This window comes from Dactylosporangium siamense (genome assembly GCF_016862795.1).
Lineage (GTDB): Bacteria > Actinomycetota > Actinomycetes > Mycobacteriales > Micromonosporaceae > Dactylosporangium > Dactylosporangium siamense.
Window position 1 is genome coordinate 62,176 of sequence record NZ_BONQ01000084.1, and the last position, 21,922, is coordinate 84,097.

At 68.9% G+C, this 21,922-nt stretch carries 21 protein-coding genes and 1 riboswitch; of the genes, 14 read left to right on the forward strand and 7 right to left on the reverse strand.

The window, feature by feature from the left end:
- The first annotated feature begins 24 nt into the window (after positions 1-24).
- The 7 genes from Dsi01nite_RS28615 (at position 25) to pknB (ending at position 9,345) form a co-directional block, all read left to right on the forward strand.
- Positions 25-801, forward strand: coding sequence for an FHA domain-containing protein (locus Dsi01nite_RS28615; protein ID WP_033359881.1), 777 nt, complete (start codon positions 25-27; stop codon positions 799-801).
- 89 nt (positions 802-890) lie between these two features.
- Entirely contained in the window at positions 891-1,370 is a 480-nt protein-coding gene (locus tag Dsi01nite_RS28620; RefSeq protein WP_203849382.1) for an FHA domain-containing protein FhaB/FipA, read from the forward strand.
- Positions 1,367-2,767: a PP2C family protein-serine/threonine phosphatase gene (locus tag Dsi01nite_RS28625; RefSeq protein WP_203849383.1), complete on the forward strand. Its 1,401-nt coding sequence runs from the start codon at positions 1,367-1,369 to the stop codon at positions 2,765-2,767. Before Dsi01nite_RS28620 ends, Dsi01nite_RS28625 begins: the two co-directional genes overlap by 4 nt.
- A 42-nt stretch (positions 2,768-2,809) precedes the next feature.
- Positions 2,810-4,312, forward strand: a complete 1,503-nt coding sequence (locus Dsi01nite_RS28630) for an FtsW/RodA/SpoVE family cell cycle protein (RefSeq protein ID WP_203849384.1) — start codon at positions 2,810-2,812, stop codon at positions 4,310-4,312.
- Positions 4,309-5,829 (forward strand): peptidoglycan D,D-transpeptidase FtsI family protein, encoded by a 1,521-nt coding sequence (locus Dsi01nite_RS28635; protein ID WP_203849385.1) that lies wholly within the window; start codon positions 4,309-4,311, stop codon positions 5,827-5,829. Before Dsi01nite_RS28630 ends, Dsi01nite_RS28635 begins: the two co-directional genes overlap by 4 nt.
- A gap of 13 nt (positions 5,830-5,842) precedes the next feature.
- Positions 5,843-7,555, forward strand: a complete 1,713-nt coding sequence (locus Dsi01nite_RS57565; protein WP_239136251.1) for a serine/threonine-protein kinase — start codon at positions 5,843-5,845, stop codon at positions 7,553-7,555.
- 65 nt (positions 7,556-7,620) lie between these two features.
- The gene (gene pknB, locus Dsi01nite_RS28645; RefSeq protein WP_203849427.1) at positions 7,621-9,345 is read left to right on the forward strand and encodes a Stk1 family PASTA domain-containing Ser/Thr kinase; all 1,725 of its coding nucleotides are present in this window, start codon (positions 7,621-7,623) and stop codon (positions 9,343-9,345) included.
- Positions 9,346-9,432: 87 nt separating this feature from the next.
- Here the strand turns inward: pknB and Dsi01nite_RS28650 are convergent, their stop codons facing one another.
- The 4 genes from Dsi01nite_RS28650 to Dsi01nite_RS28665 are packed head-to-tail and all read right to left on the reverse strand — an operon-like array spanning position 9,433 to position 12,393.
- A complete protein-coding gene (locus tag Dsi01nite_RS28650) occupies positions 9,433-10,077 on the reverse strand; it encodes an aminodeoxychorismate/anthranilate synthase component II (protein ID WP_203849386.1) in 645 nt (214 codons plus the stop codon).
- Between the two features lie 9 nt (positions 10,078-10,086).
- Positions 10,087-10,401 (reverse strand): hypothetical protein, encoded by a 315-nt coding sequence (locus tag Dsi01nite_RS28655; protein WP_203849387.1) that lies wholly within the window; start codon positions 10,399-10,401, stop codon positions 10,087-10,089.
- A gap of 5 nt (positions 10,402-10,406) precedes the next feature.
- Entirely contained in the window at positions 10,407-11,582 is a 1,176-nt protein-coding gene (locus tag Dsi01nite_RS28660) for a class E sortase (RefSeq protein WP_239136241.1), read from the reverse strand.
- 1 nt (position 11,583) lies between these two features.
- Positions 11,584-12,393, reverse strand: coding sequence for a DUF881 domain-containing protein (locus Dsi01nite_RS28665; RefSeq protein WP_203849429.1), 810 nt, complete (start codon positions 12,391-12,393; stop codon positions 11,584-11,586).
- Positions 12,394-12,523: 130 nt separating this feature from the next.
- Between Dsi01nite_RS28665 and Dsi01nite_RS28670 the strand changes: the two genes are divergently transcribed.
- Both Dsi01nite_RS28670 and Dsi01nite_RS28675 read left to right on the forward strand, forming a co-directional pair.
- The gene (locus Dsi01nite_RS28670; protein WP_203849388.1) at positions 12,524-12,808 is read left to right on the forward strand and encodes a cell division protein CrgA; all 285 of its coding nucleotides are present in this window, start codon (positions 12,524-12,526) and stop codon (positions 12,806-12,808) included.
- Between the two features lie 393 nt (positions 12,809-13,201).
- Positions 13,202-15,349 (forward strand): (Fe-S)-binding protein, encoded by a 2,148-nt coding sequence (locus Dsi01nite_RS28675; RefSeq protein WP_203849389.1) that lies wholly within the window; start codon positions 13,202-13,204, stop codon positions 15,347-15,349.
- A 47-nt stretch (positions 15,350-15,396) separates the two neighbouring features.
- On the opposite strand, the gene Dsi01nite_RS28680 is transcribed toward Dsi01nite_RS28675, so the two are convergent.
- On the reverse strand, positions 15,397-15,630 hold the full coding sequence (locus Dsi01nite_RS28680; protein ID WP_203849390.1) for a hypothetical protein: 234 nt from the start codon (positions 15,628-15,630) through the stop codon (positions 15,397-15,399).
- 169 nt (positions 15,631-15,799) lie between these two features.
- Here Dsi01nite_RS28680 and Dsi01nite_RS28685 point away from each other — a divergent pair, with 169 nt between their 5' ends.
- From Dsi01nite_RS28685 to Dsi01nite_RS28700, 4 genes are all read left to right on the forward strand, one after another.
- Complete coding sequence (locus Dsi01nite_RS28685) at positions 15,800-17,128, forward strand: hemolysin family protein (protein WP_239136242.1); 1,329 nt, start codon at positions 15,800-15,802, stop codon at positions 17,126-17,128.
- A complete protein-coding gene (locus Dsi01nite_RS28690; protein WP_203849391.1) occupies positions 17,121-18,137 on the forward strand; it encodes a hemolysin family protein in 1,017 nt (338 codons plus the stop codon). The genes Dsi01nite_RS28685 and Dsi01nite_RS28690 overlap by 8 nt, the downstream gene beginning before the upstream one ends.
- Positions 18,138-18,417: 280 nt before the next feature.
- A complete protein-coding gene (locus Dsi01nite_RS28695; RefSeq protein WP_203849392.1) occupies positions 18,418-19,047 on the forward strand; it encodes a LamG-like jellyroll fold domain-containing protein in 630 nt (209 codons plus the stop codon).
- A gap of 107 nt (positions 19,048-19,154) precedes the next feature.
- A riboswitch (cyclic di-AMP (ydaO/yuaA leader) is annotated at positions 19,155-19,294 on the forward strand.
- Between the two features lie 33 nt (positions 19,295-19,327).
- Entirely contained in the window at positions 19,328-20,281 is a 954-nt protein-coding gene (locus Dsi01nite_RS28700) for a C40 family peptidase (protein ID WP_203849393.1), read from the forward strand.
- Positions 20,282-20,290: 9 nt separating this feature from the next.
- Here the strand turns inward: Dsi01nite_RS28700 and dcd are convergent, their stop codons facing one another.
- Both dcd and Dsi01nite_RS28710 read right to left on the reverse strand, forming a co-directional pair.
- Positions 20,291-20,872 carry a dCTP deaminase gene (gene dcd / locus Dsi01nite_RS28705; RefSeq protein WP_203849394.1) on the reverse strand — a complete coding sequence of 194 codons (582 nt, stop codon included), beginning with the start codon at positions 20,870-20,872 and terminating at the stop codon, positions 20,291-20,293.
- A 13-nt stretch (positions 20,873-20,885) separates the two neighbouring features.
- On the reverse strand, positions 20,886-21,347 hold the full coding sequence (locus tag Dsi01nite_RS28710; RefSeq protein ID WP_203849395.1) for a MarR family winged helix-turn-helix transcriptional regulator: 462 nt from the start codon (positions 21,345-21,347) through the stop codon (positions 20,886-20,888).
- 66 nt (positions 21,348-21,413) lie between these two features.
- Here Dsi01nite_RS28710 and Dsi01nite_RS28715 point away from each other — a divergent pair, with 66 nt between their 5' ends.
- Entirely contained in the window at positions 21,414-21,920 is a 507-nt protein-coding gene (locus Dsi01nite_RS28715) for a pyridoxamine 5'-phosphate oxidase family protein (protein ID WP_203849396.1), read from the forward strand.
- Positions 21,921-21,922: the final 2 nt, after the last annotated feature.

A 21,922-nucleotide genomic window follows, 5' to 3' on the forward strand; every position in this document is an offset into this window, starting at 1 on the left:
GGCGTGCGGGGTCCGGATACCATCATGACCTCGGAACCCGAGGAGGAACCGGTGAGTGTGCTGCAGCGCTTCGAGAAGCGCCTAGAGGGCCTGGTCGAGGGGGCCTTCGCAAAGGTCTTCAAGGGGGTCGTCCACCCCGTGGAGATCCTCAACGCCATGCAACGGGAGGCGGAAGCCCACAAGGCGATCTTGGCTGGCGGGCGCACGCTCGTGCCGAATCGCTACGTGATCGACCTTTCGCCCTATGACCACAGTCGGTTGGCGCCGTATGCCGCCGCGCTCGCCCAGGAGCTCGCCCAGTCTCAGGCGGAGTTCATCGGCGAGCAGGGCTGGACGGTCTACGGCGACGTCATCGTCGAGATCGAGCGGGGTGACGGCCTCGACACCGGGATGTTCCGGGTGACTGCCGAGGTCTACACCGGCGGGGAGGTGGCACCGCAGGCCGCGCCCGATCCGTATGGCGGATACAACCAGGGTGGCGGCTACGGGCCAGGTGCCGGCGGCCCCGGTGGGCCCGCCCGCAACGTACGACTGGTGTCCGGCGACGGGCGCAGCTACCCTCTGTCGATCGGCTCGACCGTGATCGGCCGGGGCGACCAGGCCAACATGCGGCTGCCAGATGTCGGCATCTCGCGTCGTCACGCGCGACTCGACTTCGACGGTGCGCAGGTGGTGCTCACCGATCTCGGCTCGACGAACGGCACGATGGTCAACGGTCAACGCGTCTCTGCGGTCGCGTTGAATCCGGGTGACATGATCCAGCTCGGCACGACCACGCTCACCTACCGCGTGGATGGCTGAAGTTCCTGCACCACGTGGTCGACGTTAGGCGGATCTGGATGAGCGCACCTGCTCGACCGGGCCTTCACCGGGCCCCTGATAGGTCGTAGATGGAATTTGTCATTACGGTCGCCCGCTACGGGTTGCTCGTGCTGCTGTGGATCTTCGTGTTCACGGTCGTGGGAGTGATCCGGCGGGACCTGTTCGCGGGCTCGCAGTCGAGCCGGATCGTCGCCGCGCCCCGGGGGGTTGGTGCGGCGACGGCTCCTGGCCGTCCGGCGAAGGTGAAGCGCGGCAAGGCCGCTCACCAGCTGTTTGTCACCGCCGGTTCGCTGGCGGGCACCCGGATCACCCTCGGTGAGGCACCGATCACGATCGGCCGCGCCGAGGATTCGACGTTGGTGATCACCGATGACTACGCCTCGGCGAAGCACGCCCGCCTCGTGCCCCGAGCCGGCCAGTGGTATCTCGAGGATCTCGGCTCCACCAACGGCACCTACCTGGACAAGACCAAGGTCGGTGCGCCTACCCCCGTCCCCCTCGGCGTGCCGATTCGCATCGGCCGCACTTCTCTCGAGTTACGGCCATGACCCTCACCTTGCGCTATGCGGCCCGCAGTGACCGCGGTCTGATTCGGAGTGGCAACCAGGACTCCGTCTACGCCGGACCGCGGCTGCTCGCCGTGGCCGACGGCATGGGCGGCATGGCCGCCGGTGACGTCGCCAGCAACATTGTCATCGCCACCATGGCGCCACTCGACGAAGATGTGCCCGGCAACGCCATGATCGACACGCTTCGCGGCGCCGTCGACCTGGCCAACCAGCAGATCCGGGACGCGGTCGAGGAAAACCCCGCCATGGAAGGCATGGGCACCACCCTCACCGCCATGCTGTTCTCCGGCAGCAAGATGGGCATGGTCCACATCGGCGACTCCCGCGCGTACATCACGCGCGACGGGGAGTTCGCCCAGGTGACCAAGGACGACACCTACGTCCAGATGCTCGTCGACGAAGGCCGGATCAGCCTGGAGGAGGCCAACAGTCATCCCCAGCGTTCCCTGCTGACGCGGGCCCTCGACGGCCGCGACGCGGACCCCGAGTATTCGGTGCGTCAGGTCAAGACGGGGGACCGCTACCTGCTGTGCAGCGACGGGCTCTCCGGCGTGGTCAGCGCCGAGACCATCGAGTCGACGCTGCGCGAATACGTCGACCCCAACCAGTGCGCCGGCCGGCTCATCGAGCTGGCGCTGCGCGGTGGCGGTCCCGACAACATCACCGTGATCGTCGCCGACGTCACCGACGAGGACATCGTCGAGGAGCGGCCGATCGTCGGGGGAGCGGCCGCCCAGGACCGGGGCATGGCCACGTCCGCGGACCAGTCGATGTCCTCGGCCCGGGGTGCCGCGCTCGCCGCGCCACGCCCCCCGGTGCCGGAGCCCGAGGAAGAAGCGCGGAACCGGGCCGCGATCAACGCCCGCGACGAGGCCGCCCGCCCGAAGCGCCACCCGGTGCGCACCGTCCTCCTGCTCGTGGTGCTGCTCGGTCTGCTCGGCGGTGGACTCTGGTACGGGTGGAACGCCACCCAGTCGCGCTATTACGTCGGCGCGACCGACGACGGCACCGTCGCGATCTTCAAGGGCGTCCCCGGCAAGATCGCCTGGATCGAGCTCTCGGAGGTCTACGAGCCGAGCGCGCTCAAGCTCGACGATCTCACCCCGGCCGCGCAGGGTACCGTCAAACAGGGCATCCCGGCCGACAGCCTGGCCGAGGCCGAGGACAAGCTCGCCGCGCTGAACGACCCCGAGAACCCGTCGCGGAAGCAGGCCTGCCCGACCGGCGAGCCGACCACGAGCCCGACCCTGAGCTCGACCGGCGCGGCGGTGCCCGGCACGACGGTCAGCGGCTCCGCGGTCCCGACCACGGCGGCCACCACCGAGGCCCCACCGACCATGGCGTCGGAGACACCGACCCCGAGCGCCAGTTGCTGATCTGACGATGATCCTGACCGCGAGGCCAAGAGGAATCCTGCTGTGACCGCAACAGCCATCCCTTCCCCGTCGCCCACGAACCCGGGTGACGGGGCGGGCGCGCCGCGGCCCCGCACCCGACGCAACGTCGAACTGGGACTGCTGCTGTTCGTCGCGGCGATCCTGCTCGTCTACGCGGCGGTCGTCGAGGGCAACGCGATCGGTGAGGTCACCCCCGACTTCTGGGTGCAGGTCGCGATCCTCGCGGTCATCTTCGGGGCCGCGCACGTGGCGATCCGGTTCGTGGCGCCGTATGCCGACCCGGTCATCCTCCCGGCGGTCGCGCTCATCAACGGGATCGGCATCGGGTTCCTGCGGCGGCTGGACATCGGCCGCGCGAAGGCGCCGCTGCGCGCCGACCTGAGCGTGTTCGGCGGTGACGGCTTCCGGCAGCTCGGCTGGACGGCCGCCGCGATCGTCGGCGCGGTCATCCTGATGCTGATCGTGCGGGATCACCGGTCGCTGTCGCGATACGCGTACACGCTGGGACTCGCCGGCATCGTGCTGGTGCTCATCCCGGCGGTCCTGCCGGCCAGGTTCTCCTCGATCAACGGCGCCAAGCTGTGGATCAAGTTCCCCGGCTTCTCGATCCAGCCGGGTGAGTTCGCCAAGATCTGCCTGCTGGTCTTCTTCGCCTACTACCTGGTGCGCAAGCGTGAGGTGCTGTCGCGGGCGAGCAAGCGCATCCTTGGCATCGACTTCCCCCGCGGCCGGGACCTGGGCCCGGTCGTGCTCGTCTGGCTGCTGTCGCTGATGGTCCTCATCTTCGAGAAGGACCTCGGCACCTCGCTCATGTACTTCGGCATGTTTGTCGTGACGCTCTACATCGCGACGGTCCGGGTCAGCTGGCTGATCCTCGGTCTCGGGTTCTTCATCGGCGGCGCGTTCCTCGCGTACTTCCTCGGCAAGACCGTCGGCGGGCCGTTCCTCAACTTCTCCGAGCGCGCGACCACCTGGCTCGACCCGTTCGCCGACGCGGACAACAAGGGTTACCAGCTGGTCCAGTCGCTGCTCGGGCTGGGCACCGGTGGCCTGACCGGCACCGGTCCTGGGGCCGGGCAGCCGCTCAACGTCCCCGAGGTCCGCACCGACTTCATCTTCTCCGGCCTGGGCGAGGAAATCGGCCTGTTCGGCCTGACCGCCCTGCTGGTGATCTACCTGCTGCTGGTCGAGCGGGGCCTGCGGGCCGCGATCAACGTGCGGGACTCGTTCGGCAAGTTGTTCGCCGGTGGCCTTGCGTTCACGCTGGGGTTGCAGGTGTTCGTCATTGTGGGTGGCATCAGCCAGCTCATCCCGCTGACCGGGCAGACCACGCCGTTCCTTTCGGCGGGTGGCTCGTCGCTGGTGGCCAACTGGCTGCTGATCGGCCTGCTGCTGCGCATTTCCGACGCGTCGCGTCGCCCGGCCGGCGGTGCGCCGTCGATCGGGCTCGGCGGGGCGTCCAGCGGTGGTGGTGGCGGCGCGCCGGTCCAGATCCAAGAGCTTCCCACGGAGGTCGTGCGATGAACCCCCCGCTTCGCCGGGTCGGTGTCGTGGCGTTGGTGCTGTTCGCGATGCTGTTCGTCAACCTGAACTACCGCCAGGTCGTGAAGGCCGACGACTACCGGACCAACGCGCGCAACGGCCGGGTCCAGGCCAGCGAGTACGAGCGCGCCCGCGGCAAGATCATCAACGCCCAGGGCATCGCGGTCGCCGACTCGCAGGAGACCGGCGACACGCTGAAGTTCCTCCGCACGTATCCGGCCAAGGACAAGTACGCGCACGTGCTCGGCTTCAAGCCGGTCAACCTCGGCGCGACCGGCCTGGAGAAGCTCAACAACGACTTCCTGATCGGCACCTCCGACAAGCAGGCCGCCGACCGGATCGCCGGGCTGTTCACGGGCAAGGACCCGGCCGGCGGCAACGTGCTGCTGACGCTGTCGCAGGCGACGCAGGAGGCCGCGTACACCCAGCTCGGCAACAACAAGAAGGGCGTGAAGAGCGGCGCGGTCGTGGCGCTCGACCCGTCCACCGGTGCGGTGCTCGCCGAGGTGTCGCTGCCCAGCTACGACCCCAACCTGCTGACCGTGCACGACGGCAAGTCCGCCAGTGCCGCCTACAGCAAGTTGGACGGCGACCCGGCCAAGCCGATGCTCAACCGTGCCGTGCAGGAGATCTACCCGCCCGGCTCGACGTTCAAGGTCATTACTTCGGCGGCGGCGATGACCGCGGACTCGTCGCTGACGCCCGACTCGACCGTGCAGGGTGGCGAGTTCTACACGCCGCCGCAGGTGTCGGACTTCCGCATCAAGAACGCGCACGAGGGCATCTGCCCCGACCAGATCACGCTGAAGCAGGCGCTGACCGTCTCCTGCAACACCGTCTTCGCCCGCATGGGCGTCGAGCGGATCGGTGCGGAGAAGCTCAAGGCGATGGCCCAGGCCTTCGGCTTCGAGACCCAGCCCCGCTTCATCGAGGACCAGGAAAAGAACTACTGCAATGTCGCGGCCAGCCACACCGGCCCGATGACCGCGGGTGCGGACAACCGCGTCGACCCGCCGGCCGTTGCTCAGTCGAGCATCGGACAGCGGGAAGTGAAGATGTCTCCGTTGCAAGGCGCCATGATTGCGGCGACGGTCGCCAATGGGGGGCGCGAGATGCGTCCGTACATCGTCGACCGTCTGCAGAACGCCGACCTGTCCAACGCCGACCGGACCGACCCGAAGGAGCTGGGCCGTCCGATCAGCGGTGAGGTTGCCACCGCGCTGCAGCAGATGATGTTCAGCGTCGTCACCTCGCGTGACGGCACGGGCCGTAGTGCCAACATCGCCGGTTTGCAGGTGGGTGGTAAGACCGGAACGGCGGAAGACGGTGACGACGCCGGTGACCACGGCTGGTTCATCGGCTTCGCAATGAAGGACGGCAAGCCGATCGTCTCGGTCGCGGTCTTCCTCGAAAACGCTGGCAAGGGCGGCAGCGCCGAGGCGGCTCGCATCGCCGGCCTGGTCATGAAGGCATACGCGGACGAAAAGGGCATCAAATAATGAGGTGCGCGACATGTTGAGCGCCGGCACCACGTTGGGTGGGCGCTACCGCCTGGACGAGCGCATCGCCGGCGGTGGGATGGGTGACGTGTGGCGTGGCACCGACGAGGTGCTCGGCCGCACGGTCGCGATCAAGGTGCTGCTGCCCGCACTGTTGGAGGAGCCCGGCTTCGCCGAGCGCTTCCGCGGCGAGGCGCGCACGATGGCCACCATCAACCACCCCGGCGTGGTGGACATCTACGACTACGGCAGCGAGAACGGGACCGCCTTCCTGATCATGGAGTACGTGGAGGGCGACGCGCTCTCCCGCACCCTGTCCCGGGTCGGCCGGCTCACCCCGGCCAGGGCCATGGCGCTGGTCGCCCAGGCCGCCGACGCGCTGCACGCCGCGCACGAGAAGGGCATCGTCCACCGCGACGTGAAGCCCGGCAACCTGCTCGTGCGGCCCAACGGCACCCTGGTGCTCACCGACTTCGGCATCGCCCGGTCCGCCGCCATCGCGCAGCTGACCGCCGCCGGATCGGTCCTCGGCACCGCCTCCTACATCTCGCCCGAGCAGGCCTCCGGCGCGCAGGCGACCCCGCTGTCGGACGTCTACGCCCTGGGCGTGGTCGCCTACCAGTGCCTGTCCGGGCAGCGGCCGTTCGAGGGTGACAACCCGCTGCAGATCGCGATGCGGCACGTCCGCGACATGCCGCCGCCGCTGCCCGCGGACATCCCGCCGGCGATCGTGCAGCTCGTCGAGCGCGCGATGGCCAAGGACCCGGCGGCCCGGTGGCCCAGTGCCGCCGCGCTCGCGCAGGCCGCGCGGAGGGTCTCCGGCGGCGGCACCTCCGCCAGCCCCGGCATCCCGATGGCGGCGCCGCTCGGCCCGCCCGGGTCGCCGGTCGGCATGCCCGGCTCGCCCGTCGCGTACACCCCGGTCTCCGGCCCGCCGGTCTCCGGTGGTCCGATGTCAGGAGCGCTGGGCTCGCCGATCTCCGGCGGAGCGCCCGTGTCTCCCGGCGTCGGCGCCGGCGGCACGCGGATCATGCCCGGCGGTGCGGTCCCGCCGCCCCCCGGTGCCCCGACGTCCGGGCACGCCGCGCGCGGCGCGGCGGGCGTCCCGCCGCCGCCGAGCAACGAGACCGCCTACTTCGCCGGTGACACCGGTGGTTACCAGCCGCCTCCGGGCGGTGGCTACCAGCCCGCGCCGTCCCGCAACAACAAGCCGGGCGGCAACCGCAACCTGATGGTCGTCCTCGGTGCGGCCGCGGCGGTGCTGGTGCTGCTCATCGGCGTCGGCGGCATCTGGTATGCCACGAGCGGCGACAAGACCGAAGACCCGAAGGCCGAGAGCACGACGGGGGCCGCGACGAAGGCGCCGACGGCCAGCGTGAAGCCCACCGGCAAGATCGCGAAGGTCGACTGCGAGAAGATGATCGGCAAGTCGCGGGCGATCGTCACGCCGCAGTTGCGCAAGTTCAAGGTCAAGCTGGTCGAGCGGGACGACAACAAGCCGATCCCGGGCACCGTCCTCGATGTCAGCCCGTGCGGCGAGGTGGTCGAGGGCAGCGAGGTCACGCTGACCTACCAGTCGGGATCGAAGGGGCCGAGGACCACCGAACCCTCGACCGTCCCGGCGGAGCCCGAGGAGTCCGGAGGGGCTTCGACGCAGCCGAGCGCCGGGGCCAAGCCGTCGTGCACCCCACCGGCGATACTCGTCGGGAACCAGTGCGTGGGTTAGGCCGGAATGGGTTCTCGTCGCAAGACGTGGCAAGGTAAGAGTCGATGACCGAAGGACGACACGACATGACCGCCCAGCCTCGCCTCCTCGGCGGCCGATACCAGGTCGGGGAGCTGCTTGGCTATGGTGGCATGGCCGAGGTCCATCGGGGCCGTGACCTGCGCTTGGGCCGCGATGTTGCGATCAAGACCCTGCGCACCGACCTGGCCCGCGACGCGACCTTCCAGCTGAGGTTCCGCCGAGAGGCGCAGAATGCCGCCTCGCTCAACCACCCCGCGATCGTCGCCGTGTATGACACGGGCGACGAGCGGGGCCCGGCGGGCGAGGAGCTTCCCTACATCGTCATGGAGTTCGTCAACGGCCGCACGCTCAAAGAGGTGCTCGCGGCCGAGGGGCGGCTCATGCCCAGGCGGGCGCTGGAGATCACCGCCGACATCTGTGCGGCGCTGGAGTTCAGCCACCGGCACGGCATCATCCACCGCGACATCAAGCCCGGCAACGTGATGCTCACCCAGACCGGCCAGGTCAAGGTGATGGACTTCGGCATCGCGCGGGCCCTGGCCAGCGGCGCCACCACGATGACGCAGACGTCCGCGGTCATCGGCACCGCGCAGTACCTGTCGCCGGAGCAGGCCCGCGGCGAGCCCGTCGACGCCCGCAGCGACGTCTACGCGTCCGGCTGCGTGCTCTTCGAGCTGGTCTGCGGCCATCCGCCGTTTGTCGGGGACAACCCGGTGTCGGTGGCCTATCAGCATGTCCGGGAAGACCCGCGGCCGCCGAGCAGCAGCAACCGCGACGTGACCCCCGAGATCGACGCGGTCGTGCTCAAGGCCCTGGCCAAGAACCCGCTCAACCGCTACCAGAGCGCCGGCGAGATGCGTGCCGACGTCATGCGCGCGGCGGCCGGCCGGCCGGTCTCGGCGCCGCCGGTCATGACCGAGGACGAGATGGCGACCGTGATGGCGGCGCAGACCGCCTACCGTCCGCCGCCGGCCTCGCGTCAGCCTGCCCGCGCCGCGCAGCGGCAGAAGCGCAAGAGCTCCACCGGCATCGCGGTCGCGCTCACGGTGCTGAGCCTCCTCGCGGTCGCCGCCCTGTCGATCGGGCTCTACCTGGCCAACCAGGACCCGATGGTCCCGGTGCCGGACCTGGTCGGCAAGACCTCGACCGAGGCGGCCACCTCCCTGCGGCTGCTGAAGCTGGAGGGCGACCCGCGCACCGGCTCGAGCGAGAACTGCAAGGCCGGCACGGTCATCTCGCAGAACCCCGCCAAGGGCAAAGAGGTCAAGGAAGGCGCCCAGGTCGACTACGACATCTGCGGCGAGCCGGCGTTGATCGCCGTCCCGAACCTGGTGAAGTCCCAGGCGGACGCGGCGAAGCAGCAGCTGACCAACCTGAACCTGAAGGTCAACGTCGTCGAGAAGGACGGGGCGGCGCCGAAGAACGAGGTCATCGAGTCCGACCCGCCGGCGGGCAAGCAGGTGACGCCCAACACGGTGGTCACGCTGTATGTCTCGAAGTTCAACCAGGCGATCATGCCCGAGGTCACGAACAGGACGCTGGCGCAGGCGCAGGCGGCGCTCGAGCAGGCCGGCTTCACGTCGACGGCGAAGACCCAGGAGGTGCAGGTGACCGATCCGACCAAGGACGGTCTGGTCATCAGCGCGACGCAGCCGGTCGGCAAGGCGCTGCCGAAGACCGCCGAGATCACGTTGCGGATCGGGGTGCTGGCGGGGACGAACCCGTCGGGCTCCCCGAAACCGAGCGGGTCCACGTCGCCGAACAATTAGTCCGAGTTTAGGCCGGTATTACACCGGTCACCGTGCGTACCCTGTGGATAACACGGTAGTTATCCACAGGGTTGTGCACAGGAGCACCTAGGCGAACGCCGCGACGCGGCGCGCCTCCACCTCGGCGACGAGTTCCGGCGCCCGGTCGAGGGCGGCGGGAAGACCGCAGGCCGCCAGCCAGTTCGCCAGCATCAGATGCCCGCCCTGGGTCAGCACGGACTCGGGGTGGAACTGCACGCCCTCGATCGGCAGCTCACGGTGGCGCATCGCCATGATCACGCCGGACTCGGTGCGGCCCGTGACCTCGATCTGCGGGGGCAGCGTCGACTCGACCACCGCGAGCGAGTGGTAGCGGGTCGCGATGAAGGGGTCCGGCAGCCCCCTCAGGACGCCCTGGCCGCTGTGGCTGACGAGCGAGGTCTTCCCGTGCAGCAGCTCCGGCGCGCGGGTCACGGTGGCGCCGAAGGCCGCGCCGAACGCCTGATGGCCGAGGCACACGCCGAAGATCGGGATCTCGCCCGCATACCGCTCGATGACCGACATGCAGATCCCGGCGCGTTCCGGGGTGCCCGGGCCGGGGGAGAGCAGGATCCCGGCCGGCTTGGCCGCGCCGACCTCGTCCACGGAGATCTCGTCGTTGCGCCGCACGTCGCAGTCGACGCCGAGCTGGCCCAGGTACTGGACCAGGTTGAACACGAACGAGTCGTAGTTGTCGATGACAAGGACGCGCAAGCGGCTCACCTAGCTCGGTAGGACCTGGGGGGCGGAGGGTGTCTTCGTGGGCAGTTTGGACGGCAGCTTCGACGGCCCACTGGACGGCAGCTTCGACGGCCCGCTGGACGGTGCGGTCGACGGTGCCGTGCTGGGTGGCTCCATCTGCCCGCCGGCCGGGTCGGTGGTCTCCACCTGCACGTCGTCGAACGGCAGGATGGGCTCGACCGCCGGGAAGATCTGGTACCAGAGCAGCGCGCCGACGGCACCGATCAGGACCACCGAGACCAGCGACTTGAGCTGCCACTGCTTGAACGGGATGTGCCGCCAGATCCATGCGTACACCGCGGCTACCCCTTCAGCTCGGCGGGGTCGCCGTCGGCGACCGGTTGGGTCCGGTTCAGCTCGGCGTGCACGACCAGTCGCTGGTAGTTGTTGAACTTCGGGTTGCACGTCGTCATCGTCAGCAGCGCCTTCGTCGGCGCTACCCCGGGCTGGTCCGGCACCGGCGCGACGACCTGCACCGCGGTCGGCAGCACGATCTCATGACCGGTGACGCGGTAGACGTACCACGTGTCGGCGGTCTTGACGACCACCGGATCGTTGGGCTTGAGCTGGTCGAGGTCCCACCAGATCGCCGGCGTCCGGTGCCCCGCCATCGAGAAGTTGCCGATCTGACCCGGCAGCGCCGTGTCCGGGTAGTGCCCGGGTGCGTAGCGGATGTCCGCGGGGGTTACGCCCTGGACCACGGCCCACTTCTTCTTCAGCCGCGGGATGTGCACGGACGCGATCACGGCGCCGTTGGCGGGCTTGGCGACCGGGCTGGGCGGTCCGGACGGCGACACCGTGGGATCGGAGCCAGGTTGGGCCCACTGCTGCTCCAGCTGACGGTTGAGCTCGTCCTGGTGCGCATCGACGATCGCCGACTTGCCCCAGACCTCGTAACCGGCGAAGAGCAGCACGATGAGGCCGAACGTGATGAGCAGCTCGCCGGTGCCCCGGCTGACCGCCCGCACGACCGTGCCGAACGTGGTCCTCGTGTATTCGGAGTACACGCTGCGATAACCCTCCTGGGTGCGGACCGGCCGCAACGGCACGACCTTGACACCCTTTTCGGTGTCAGGGTCGGGAGTCGCTTCCGGTTCATCCTGGGGGGTGGCATTTATAGCGATTTCCGGGTCTGCGGGCAGTTTCGGCAGCACCGTGGTGGCATCCGCTTCCGGCTTCGCCGGGATCTTGGGCAGCACCGTGGTCGCGTCGGCCGGCTCCGCGGGGCGCTGCTCCGGAGATCTTTGTTCCGCGGGGCGCTGGTCCGTGGGTTGCTGCTCCGCGGGGCGTTGCTCGGTGAACCGCGGGATGTAGGCCGTGGCGTCGTCGGGGACGGCGATGGCGGCGGGGGCGGCGGAGAGAGCGATGCCCGGCTCGGCCTCCGCCGGTGGGTGGTCGTCCCGGATGCGAGGGATCAGCCGGGTCGCGATGTCGTCCTGGTCCAGCGCGCGGTGGCGTGGGCGGTGTGAATCGCTCATGTCAGGACCCGGTCGTCGCCGAGTGCAACGCGGTGGAGCCGTCGTAGGCCTTTGCCTGCACGTCTGCCTCCATCCGGACCTGATAGCCCAGGCCGAAATTGTCCGCGGCGTCCCTGAACAGGGCAACTCCCTCCGTCTCGTCGAGCGAGCGCTGGAGGCGCGCCTGGTCGCCGATCGCGGCGATCTCGAACGGGGGTGAATACACCTGACCGTCGAGCAGCAGCGTGTTGCCAACGCAGCGTACCGCGCTGGTGGAGATCACCCGGACGCCCATGAGCGTCATCGCCTCGGCCCCGCCGGCCCACAGGGCGTTGACCACGGCCTGGACGTCTTGCTGGTGGACCACCAGGTCGTCCGGGCGCGCGCCGGCGGGACGGCTGCCGTCCGGCCGCCTGGGGGCGTCGTTGAGCACGACCACGACACCTGGACCGTGCACCGCGGTCAGGCCCGCGGCGGCCAGCTGGCTCTCGCCGCGGCGGCGCTGCTCGTCAACGGCGCCGTCGGCGCCCGCCTGACCCTGCTGCTGCGCCTCGATCTCGGCGCGCAGCCGCCCGGCCCTGGCGCGGGACGTGGCGATCTCCTGTTTTCTTTCAGCGATCAAATTTGTCAGCTCGGGCCGGCGGTCGTCGCGAAGGTCCGTGCCGTGCGCCGCCGCGGCCGTCAGTGAGAAGAGCAGCCCGGCCGCCCCGAACACCACCGGAGTCGCCACTGACCAGCCAAAACGTCGGTCCTGGCGGCGGCGGGGCAGCATAGCGCGACCGAGCCTGCGCAGGGCGCGAGCCCACGAAGAGTCGCCCGATGTGTACTCCACCACGACCCCTCCCCGCAGACGCGTGCCGACTTGACTACGCTAGACGTAGAACATTATTCAGGCCGACGCTGGCGGAGGTGGCGGCGTCACGTGGATAGTGTTGGCCAGACGACCCCTCCAGGAGAGCGCCGTGCCGAAGTCGACAGTTCGTAAGAAGAAGGTGTACACGCCACCGGCGGAGTTGCGCCCACAGGAGACGGTGGCCGCCAAGCGCCGTCCGAGTCCGGTTTGGGTGCCGATCCTCGCGGTGAGTTTCATCGTGATCGGCATCGGGTGGTTGGTCGCCTACTACCTGACGCAGGGCTTCTTCGACGTGGATGCGTTCTCCGCCGTTGCCAAGCTGCAGTACTGGAACCTGGCCATCGGGTTCGGGTTCCTCGTGGCGTCGCTCGGCGTGCTGTCCAAGTGGCGTTGAGCTAGGGCCTGCTTCATAAGGGGGGTCGGTGCGAGGCGAGGTCCAGGCGTCGGCTGGGGCCGCGCCGGGCGCGTCCGGATACCGGGGTTGTATCCGGGCGTGACCGGGGTGGTTCCAGGCGGCGCCTGGGCCCGCCGCAGCCCGGCCATCCCTTATGAAGCAGGCCCTTAGGCTCAGCGTCGAACCTGCGGCCCCTTCGGCACACCAACGTGCTGAAGGGGCTTCTTGGCGTGCGTTCCGGTCGTATGGTGCGAATGTGTCACAACTTGCCGAGTCGACTGTTTGCCCTGCTGGCGGGTGTCTTAGCGTTTGCTGCGAGAAACTTCACGTTACTCGCGGGTAACGAGGGGGACTAAGGTCCTTCCAAGGACCAGCAGCGTTGGAGGCATCGGCATGGGCCCAGTGCAGATCATCGCGACGAGCGTCGCGGCGGCTATCACCGTCGTCGCCACCGTGCTCGTTGTGCGCACCGTGCGGCGCATGATCTCCGTGGTGCGGCTCGGCCAGCCCGATCCCGACCGCGGCGGCTCCCGTGGCCTGCGCCTCAAGACGATGCTCACCGAGACCCTGGGTCACACCAGGATGCTGCGCTGGACCGTCGTCGGCGCCGCGCACTGGTTCGTCATGATCGCGTTCATCGCGCTGTCGTCGCTGGTGCTCGAGGCCTACTTCGAGGTCGCCGTGCCCGACCACGGCCTGCCGCTGATCGGTTCCTGGAACGTCTACGGCCTGGTCACCGAGTGGATCGGCGTGCTCGGCTTCATCGGCATCCTGGTCCTGATCGGCATCCGGCTGCGCAACCTGCCCGGCAACCCGAACCGGCGCTCCCGGTTCGCCGGCTCGACGATGTGGCAGGCCTACTACGTCGAGTACACGATCCTCGCGGTGCTGCTCTGCGGCTTCTTCATCCGTGGCTTCAAGGCCGCCAACGACACGCTCGAGTGGCCGGTGTGGGCCGCGCCGGTCAGCCACGGGCTCGGGGCCGTGCTGCCCGCCAGCGCCGCCGCGGTCAGCCTCATCGCCATGGCGAAGATCATTGTCTCGATGACCTGGGTCATCGTGATCGCCAGCAACATCACGATGGGCGTCGCCTGGCACCGCTTCCTGGCATTCTTCAACATCTACTTCAAGCGCAACCCGGGCCGCGCCGGCTCCGGCCTCGGCGGGCTCCGGCCGATGATGAGCGAGGGCAAGCCGCTCGACTTCGAGGAGGCCGACCCGGAGAAGGACCAGTTCGGCGTCGCGCAGGTCGAGCAGTTCACGTGGAAGGGCATGCTCGACTTCTCCACCTGCACCGAGTGCGGGCGGTGCCAGTCGCAGTGCCCGGCCTGGAACACCGGCAAGCCGCTCTCCCCGAAGCTGCTGATCCTCAGCCTGCGCGACCACGCCTACGCGAAGGCGCCCTACCTGCTGGCCGGCGGTTCGTCGGCGAGCGAGGAGGCCCTGGCCAAGGTCGACGTCCTCGCCCTCGCGGAGAAGGACCGGCCGCTGATCGGCGGCGTCGACGAGCTCGGCGTGATCGACCCGGACGTGCTGTGGTCGTGCACCACCTGCGGCGCCTGCGTCGAGCAGTGCCCGGTCGACATCGAACACGTCGACCACATCGTCGACATGCGGCGCTACCAGGTGCTCATCGAGTCGAACTTCCCGACCGAGGCGGGCGTCATGCTCCGCAACCTCGAGAACAAGGGCAACCCGTGGGGTGCCGCCCAGTCGACCCGCGACGACTGGACCAAGGGCCTGGACTTCGCGGTGCCCAACGTCGCCGACGGTGGCGACTTCGAATACCTGTTCTGGGTCGGCTGCGCCGGCGCCTTCGAAGACCGCGCGAAGAAGACGACCCGCGCCGTCGCCACCCTGCTCAACGAGGCGGGCGTGTCGTTCGCGATCCTCGGCCAGGGCGAGACCTGCACCGGCGACCCGGCCCGCCGCATCGGCAACGAGTTCGTCTTCCAGATGCTCGCGCAGCAGAACGTCGAGACCCTCAACGAGGCCGGCGTCAAGAAGATCGTCGCGACCTGCCCGCACTGCTTCAACACCCTCGCCAACGAGTACGGCCAGCTCGGCGGTCACTTCGAGGTCATCCACCACACGCAGCTCCTCGCCCAGCTGGTCTCCGCCGGCAAGCTGACGCCGGTGCAGCCGCTCGACGGCGCCATCACCTACCACGACCCGTGCTACCTGGGCCGCCACAACCGGGTCTTCGCGCCGCCGCGCGAGGTGCTCGGCGCGGTCGCCTCCTCGTCGCCGTCCGACGACGCGGGCCTGGTCGAGATGGACCGCTTCGCGGAGCGTTCGTTCTGCTGTGGCGCCGGCGGCGCGCGCATGTGGATGGAGGAGCGCATCGGCAAGCGCATCAACGTCGAGCGCGTCGAGGAGGCGCTGTCGACCGGTGCGAAGACCGTCGCGGTGTCGTGCCCGTTCTGCCTGACGATGCTCGGCGACGGTGTCACCGGCAAGAAGGCGGCCGGTGCGGCGCCGGACGACGTCGAGGTCGTGGACGTGGCGTCGGTGTTGCTGCGGTCGCTGTCGTCGTCATGACTTCTATGGACAAAACGGACTTTTAACGGTACTTTCAGGCGTCGGAGTCAGCGCTGCCCGATGACGTTCATCGCCATCGCGAGCGCTACCAGTACCGCCGCCGCCGTCGCAATCACACGGAGGCCTTTGAGGCTCTCGGACCATGCGGCCTTCCGCGCCGATGGCACGAGCGCCTTGGTGCGGCTGTAGTCCAGCCTGGCCCGTCTGGCCTTGGTGTTCGCGCTGCCGGCGGCGAACCCGGCGATGACCGCTACGCAGACACCGATCAGTGCCGCTCCCATGTCGCCTCCTCATGTCGTTTCCACAGCATCCGCGCTGCCCGGGAAGGCGAGAAGTCCCCGAAAGAGGGAGGGTGATCTACGCCTCTCGATGCGGTGCCAGCCGCCGTCAGCGGTCCATGGGTTCACGTGGAACAATCGGCTGTCACCTTGAAGGGATCGTCGCGCGCGCGTGTTCACCACCCTGTTGCCCCTGTTGGCCTTCGCGCTGCTCACCGCGGCGAATGCGGGCTTCGTCGCGGCCGAGTTCGCCCTGGTCACAGTCGACCGGGCGGAGATCGAGCAGCAGGCCAGCGGGGGTGACCGCAAGGCGCGGACCGTCCGGCTCGCCCTGCGGGAGCTGTCGTTTCAGCTGTCCGGCGCGCAGCTCGGCATCACGATCACCGCGCTGCTCGCGGGCTACCTCGCCGAGCCGGCCCTGGCGCACATCTTCGAGCCGGTGTTCAAACCGGTGTTCGGCACCATGACCAAGGGCGCCGCGCACGTCGCCGCGCTGGTCCTGGCCACGCTGCTGTCGATGCTGTTCGGCGAGCTCGTCCCGAAGAACGCCGCGCTCGCCAAGCCGATGCCGGTCGCCCGCGCGACCGCCGGCCCGCAGCGCATGTTCTCCAAGCTGTTCTCGTGGCTGATCCGGCTGCTCAACGACTCCGCCAACTGGATCGTGCGCAGGTTCGGCGTCGAGCCGCAGGAGGAGCTGGCCAGCGCCCGGTCGCCGGAGGAGCTCGGCCTGCTCGCGGCGATCTCGGCCCGGGCCGGCGCCCTGCCGCGCGAGACCGCGGTGCTGTTGCAGCGCACCATCCGCTTCGGCGACAAGCGGGCCGCCGAGGCGATGACCCCGCGGGTCGACGTCATCTCGCTGCGCGCCGACGCCACCGTCGCCGATCTGCTGGCCACGTCGGTGCAGACCGGATACAGCCGCTTCCCGATCTACGTGCAGACGCTGGACCAGGTCACCGGCGTCGTGACGGTCACCGACGCGCTCGGGGTGCCCCCGGTGCGCCGGCCCACCACCAGGGTCGGCGCGGTCGCCCGGGAGCCGGTGTTCGTGCCGGAGAGCCTCGACCTCGACGGTGTCCTCCAGGCACTGCGCCGCAGCGGCTCCGACTTCGCGATCGTCGTGGACGAATACGGCGGCACCGACGGCGTCGTCACCGTCGAGGACCTGGTGGAGGAGCTGGTCGGCGAGATCGTCGACGAGCACGACATCGAGGAGGAGCCGACCACCGCGCACGGCATGCCTGACCTGACCGCCCCCGGCGATGAGCTCACCATGCTCGTCGACGGCGTGCTGCGGGAGGACGAGCTGGCCGAGGTGACCGGCTTCCGGATGCCCGAAGGACCCTACGAGACGCTTGCCGGCTTCCTGATGGCCCGCCTGGGCCGGATCCCGGCCGTCGGGGAGACGTGGAAAGAGGACGGCTGGGAGTTCACCGTGGTCGAGGTCGAGAAGCGCCGTATCGAGCAGGTCCGCGTCGTGCGCCCGGAGCCCTTCGATGAGTGACCTGCTGATCACCGTCGCGCTGTTGCTGAGCAACGGCTTCTTCGTCGCCAGCGAGTTCGCGCTGATCGCGTCGCGGCGCACCGTGATCGAGCCGATGGCCGCCACGTCCCGCCGGGCCCGCACCGCGCTGCGGGCGATGAACGAGATCCCGCTGATGATCGCGGGTGCCCAGCTCGGCGTCACGATCTGCTCCCTCGGCCTGGGCGCGCTGGCCGAGCCCGCGCTCGCGCACGGGCTTCAGGGGCCATTCCACGCGCTGCACGTGCCGGAGCAGCTGATCCATCCGGTGGCGTTCATCCTGGCGCTCGGCGTGGTCGTGTTCGCGCACACCGTCATCGGTGAGATGGTCCCGAAGAACCTGACCCTGGCCTCGCCGGAGAAGGCGGTGCTCTGGCTGGGCCCGCCGATGCTCGCGTTCTGCATGGCGCTGAAGCCGGTCCTGGTCGCCATGAAATGGGCGTCCCGCACGATCCTGTCGCTGTGGCGGATCGAGGCGACCGGCTCGGTCAAGACCGTCTTCACCGCCGAGGAGCTCGCCGGGCTCGCTGCCCAGGCCACCACGGAGGGGCTGCTCGCGCCCGAGGAGCACGCCCGCATCACCGGCGCCCTCGCGCTGAGCCGGCGCACCGCCCGGGACGCGCTGCGCCTCTGGTCCGAGATCACCACGGTGGCGGAGGACGTCTCGCCGGCCTCGCTCGAGGTCCTCGCGACCCGCACCAACCGGTCCCGGTTTCCCGTCGTGGAGCGCTCGTCCCGGCGCGTGCTGGGCTTCGTCCACGTGAAGGACGTCATCGGGTTCGTCGGCCCGCAGCGGCGCGCCCCGATCCCGCTCGACCTGATCCGCCCGCTCGGCATCGTGCCGCCGACGCGGACCCTTGCCGAGCTGCTGCTGGCGATGCGCCGCGAGCGGCAGCACATCGTGCTCGTCAGCGACGGCCGGGTGCCGATCGGCGTGGTCACGCTGGACGACGTGCTCACCGCGGTCGTCGGGCAGCCGGTCTCGCTCTAACGTGTGGTTCCGCTGCGGTGCGCCGGCTCTTGGTGTCCGTTCCTCGGCATAATGTCCGGCTATGCGTACGTGGCCCCGCCGGCGACGGCTCATGATTCTTGTTGCGCTCGCATCGGTGGTCGCGGTTCTTTTCGCGCTCGCGCTTCGCGGGGGCCCTTCGGGGCAGGCTGAGTCTCTGCCGTCCGCCCCGGCCTCCTCGCCGCCGCCGTCTCCTGCCGCCCCTGGGGTCGAGGCCGTGCATCCGTCCGCCCCACCGCCCGTGACGCATGCGGTGCCCGGTGTGCGGTACACCTTCGACGGCGGGATCGCCGGGCAGGTCCAGGACGGCTCGGGCCGGCTGCCGCTGCGGGTCCGCAAGTCCGGCGGCGAGCTGTCCACCGTGCCGCACGGCGCCGGACTGGCGGTCCGATTCCCGCAGCGGTGTGAGCATTACGGTGCGGAGAGTTGTGCGCGTGCCATCCTGCAGAGCGGCCCGGCGGAATTTCTCAATCCGGGCCAGGGTGCGTTCACCTATGGCGCGAGTGTGCTCGTCACGCCCGATGAGACTTCCAAGGGCGCCAATGTCATCCAAAAAGGGTTCTCGGTCGGTGACAGTCAGTTCAAGTTGCAGGTGGACGGTGCCGCCGGACATCCGAGTTGTGTGATTGTCGGCACTGCCGGACCTGCCATTTACGTAGCTCTCGCATCGCTGACGGTGGCCGACGGGCGGTGGCACCGGGTGGAGTGTTCGCGCAGTGACGCCCTGCTCACGGTGGCTGTGGACGGCAAGCTCAAGGGGCGATCGGCAATTCCTTCGTCACTGTCCATAGTGAACGCGGATCCGCTCTGTATTGGCGGCAAGGGGACCAGCGCGAACAACGATCAGTTCGCCGGCGCAATTGATGACGTGTTCGTCACTTTACCCTCGTGACTTTTCGCCCAATTCGGACAACAATCGTTCGTTGACTTGCCGGTTGGGAGCGCTCGCCATACCGTAATTTCCGGTCGGATGGATGTCCGCGCCCAGCACGGGTGCGCCAGACGGCACCGCCGAGTCGAATTTTTTGAGCCGGGGACCCAACTGCGCCATCGGGGTGAATCCGCGACCAGGTCGCGGTAGGACGACCTTCTCCGTCCGAACCCGTCAGCTAACCCGGTAGGCGGCTGGAAGAAGGAGCCTCTCCTCCGTGGAGACCCATACGAGGCGTTTGTTGCGACTCGTCGTTGCCACGCTCAGCGGTCTGTCGCTCGCCGTCGGGATCACCGGTGCCGCCCACGCGGAGCCGACCCCGGCCGAGCTCGAAGCGCAGATCGACAAGAAGTGGAACGAAGTCGAGCCCATCATCGAGCAGCACAACCAGCTCAAGGGCGAGCTGAAGGCCAACCTGGCCAAGCAGGCCCAGCTGAAGAACCAGATCGACCCGCTGCAGGCGCAGGTCGACACGGCGCTGATGCGGGTGAGCGCGTTCTCGGTGCTGCAGTACAAGACCGGCCGCGTCTCCACCTTCAACGCCCTCATGACCACCGGCTCGCCGGACACGTTCGCCGAGCAGTTGGTCATGCTCAACATGATCGCCAAGGACGAGGCCGCCGGCATCAAGGACGTCCTGGACAGCAAGAAGGTCCTGGACGAGCAGAAGAAGCCGCTCGACGAGCTGATCGCCACCCAGAAGGCCGCCGAGGCCGAGATGGCGGCCAAGGAAACGACGATCAACGCCGAGATCAAGACGCTCAACGACCTGCGCACCAAGGCGTACGGAACCAGCGGCGCCACCGGCGAGCTGCGCCCCGTCGCCTGCCCGGTCGAATACTCCGGCGGCGACGCCGCGAAGGCCGCACAGGTCGCCTGCCAGCAGATCGGCAAGAAGTACGTGTGGGCGGCCGAAGGCCCCAACACCTTCGACTGCTCCGGGCTGACGCTCTACGCCTGGAAGCAGGCCGGCCACACGCTGCGGCACTACACCAAGTGGCAGTACTCGGACACGAAGCGCGTCTCACGCGCCGACCTGAAGGCCGGTGACCTGGTCTTCTTCTACAGCGACCTGCACCACGTCGGTCTCTACGTCGGCGGAGGCTGGATGGTCCACGCACCGACCTCCGGCGACGTGGTCAGGATGAAGAAGATCGACTCCGCACCGATCGCGGGGTACGGCCGGGTGGCGTGACGCCCGTGCTCATGTCGCGGTGGGCCAGGTCCGCCAGTTCTGGTAGGACCGGCTCGCCGTCGGGCCGCGCTGTCCCTGATACCGGGAGCCGTACACCGCGGCCCCGTACGGGTGCTCCGACGGGCTCGACAGCCGGAAGATGCACAGCTGCCCGATCTTCATGCCCGGCCAGAGCATGATCGGCAGGTTGGCCACGTTGGACAGCTCGAGCGTCACGTGCCCGGAGAACCCCGGGTCGATGAACCCCGCGGTCGAGTGCGTCAGCAACCCGAGTCGCCCGAGGCTGGACTTGCCCTCCAGCCGGCCGGCCAGCTGATCGCCGAGGCTGATCACTTCGAGCGTCGAGGCGAGCACGAACTCGCCCGGGTGCAGCACGAACGGCTGACCGTCCTCGACCTCCACCATCGCGGTGAGATCGTCCTGCTGCGTCGCCGGATCGATGTGGGTGTACAGGTGGTTGTTGAACACCCGGAACCACCGGTCGAGCCGCACGTCAATGCTCGACGGCTGAACCAGGTCCTTCTCGAACGGCTCCAGCCGCAACTGGCCGTCGGCGAGTTCTTTGGTCAGGTCACGATCGGAGAGCAGCACGTCCCTGACCCTATTACGCCGTGCTTCTTGCTTCGTCGGCGGCTTTTGCGGTTGCCTTGTTGACCCTGATCAGCACCCTGGTCGCGGCGTCCAGTGCCTCGTCGTCGAACTCGTCGAACGCCGCCCGCAGATGCTGCCCCAGCGGCGTGAAGAACGCCTGCGCCAAGGCCCGTGCCGATGGCTGCATTTCGAGGTGCACCCGACGCCGATCCGCCGTGTCGTGCCGCCGCTCGACATGCCCCGCCCTCGTGAGCCGGTCGAGCAGCGCGGTCGTCGCCGCCGGGCTCAGCCTGAGCTTCCGGGCGAGCTCGCCCGGCGTGAGGGGCTTGTCCTCCTCGGCCGCCCGCCAGATGTACGCCACCGCGTTGAGATCCGTCCGATGCAGCCCGTGCGCCCGCGTGAACACCTCGACGAACCGATCCGCCTCGAGGTTGAACGTCCGCAGGAGGTCGATCAACTCACCCGCATCACCCACAACGTCATTGTCCTCCATTCGAGGAATCACACACTCTTCGTACACGTGTACGAGTAACTTGGAGGCATGGCGACGTGGGCTGAATTCTCCGCGGCCGAGCCCCTCCTGGCGACGGCCATCCGCACCTTGATCTGCCAGTACGGGCCCGGCATGGGCTACCTGGCCACCATCCGCCCCGACGGAGGACCCCGCGTCCACCCCGTGATGCCCGTCATCACCGACGAGGGCCTCTACTGCTTCATCCTGCCCTCCCCGAAGCGCCACGACCTGGACCGCGACGGCCGCTACGCGCTGCACAGCTTCCCCGCCGAGGACACCTCCGACGAGGCATACCTCTCCGGCCGCGCCGCCCCAGTCATGGATCCCCTGGTCGTGGCCTCTCTGGCCCTCCAGATGCGAGCCGCCCAACGGGTCGACTGGAAGCTCTACGCCCTCACCATCGAGGTAGCGATGATCGTCCAACGCGACTCCCCGCTCACCTCCACGAAGACCCTCTGGCGCGACCGCTTAGCCCGAGTTCCGCGAGCCCGCCGGAATGGTCCGTGCACGGCGGCCGCGGATTCGGTACAGTAGGC

Bases quoted from the DNA above. Each gene is read 5' to 3' on its own strand.
- Dsi01nite_RS28615 (WP_033359881.1), top strand. From the start codon at position 25: ATGACCTCGGAACCCGAGGAGGAACCGGTGAGTGTGCTGCAGCGCTTC.
- Dsi01nite_RS28620 (WP_203849382.1), top strand. From the start codon at position 891: ATGGAATTTGTCATTACGGTCGCCCGCTACGGGTTGCTCGTGCTGCTG.
- Dsi01nite_RS28625 (WP_203849383.1), top strand. From the start codon at position 1,367: ATGACCCTCACCTTGCGCTATGCGGCCCGCAGTGACCGCGGTCTGATT.
- Dsi01nite_RS28635 (WP_203849385.1), top strand. From the start codon at position 4,309: ATGAACCCCCCGCTTCGCCGGGTCGGTGTCGTGGCGTTGGTGCTGTTC.
- Dsi01nite_RS57565 (WP_239136251.1), top strand. From the start codon at position 5,843: ATGTTGAGCGCCGGCACCACGTTGGGTGGGCGCTACCGCCTGGACGAG.
- pknB (WP_203849427.1), top strand. From the start codon at position 7,621: ATGACCGCCCAGCCTCGCCTCCTCGGCGGCCGATACCAGGTCGGGGAG.
- Dsi01nite_RS28660 (WP_239136241.1), bottom strand. From the start codon at position 11,582: ATGAGCGATTCACACCGCCCACGCCACCGCGCGCTGGACCAGGACGAC.
- Dsi01nite_RS28675 (WP_203849389.1), top strand. From the start codon at position 13,202: ATGGGCCCAGTGCAGATCATCGCGACGAGCGTCGCGGCGGCTATCACC.
- Dsi01nite_RS28680 (WP_203849390.1), bottom strand. From the start codon at position 15,630: ATGGGAGCGGCACTGATCGGTGTCTGCGTAGCGGTCATCGCCGGGTTC.
- Dsi01nite_RS28690 (WP_203849391.1), top strand. From the start codon at position 17,121: ATGAGTGACCTGCTGATCACCGTCGCGCTGTTGCTGAGCAACGGCTTC.
- Dsi01nite_RS28715 (WP_203849396.1), top strand. From the start codon at position 21,414: ATGGCGACGTGGGCTGAATTCTCCGCGGCCGAGCCCCTCCTGGCGACG.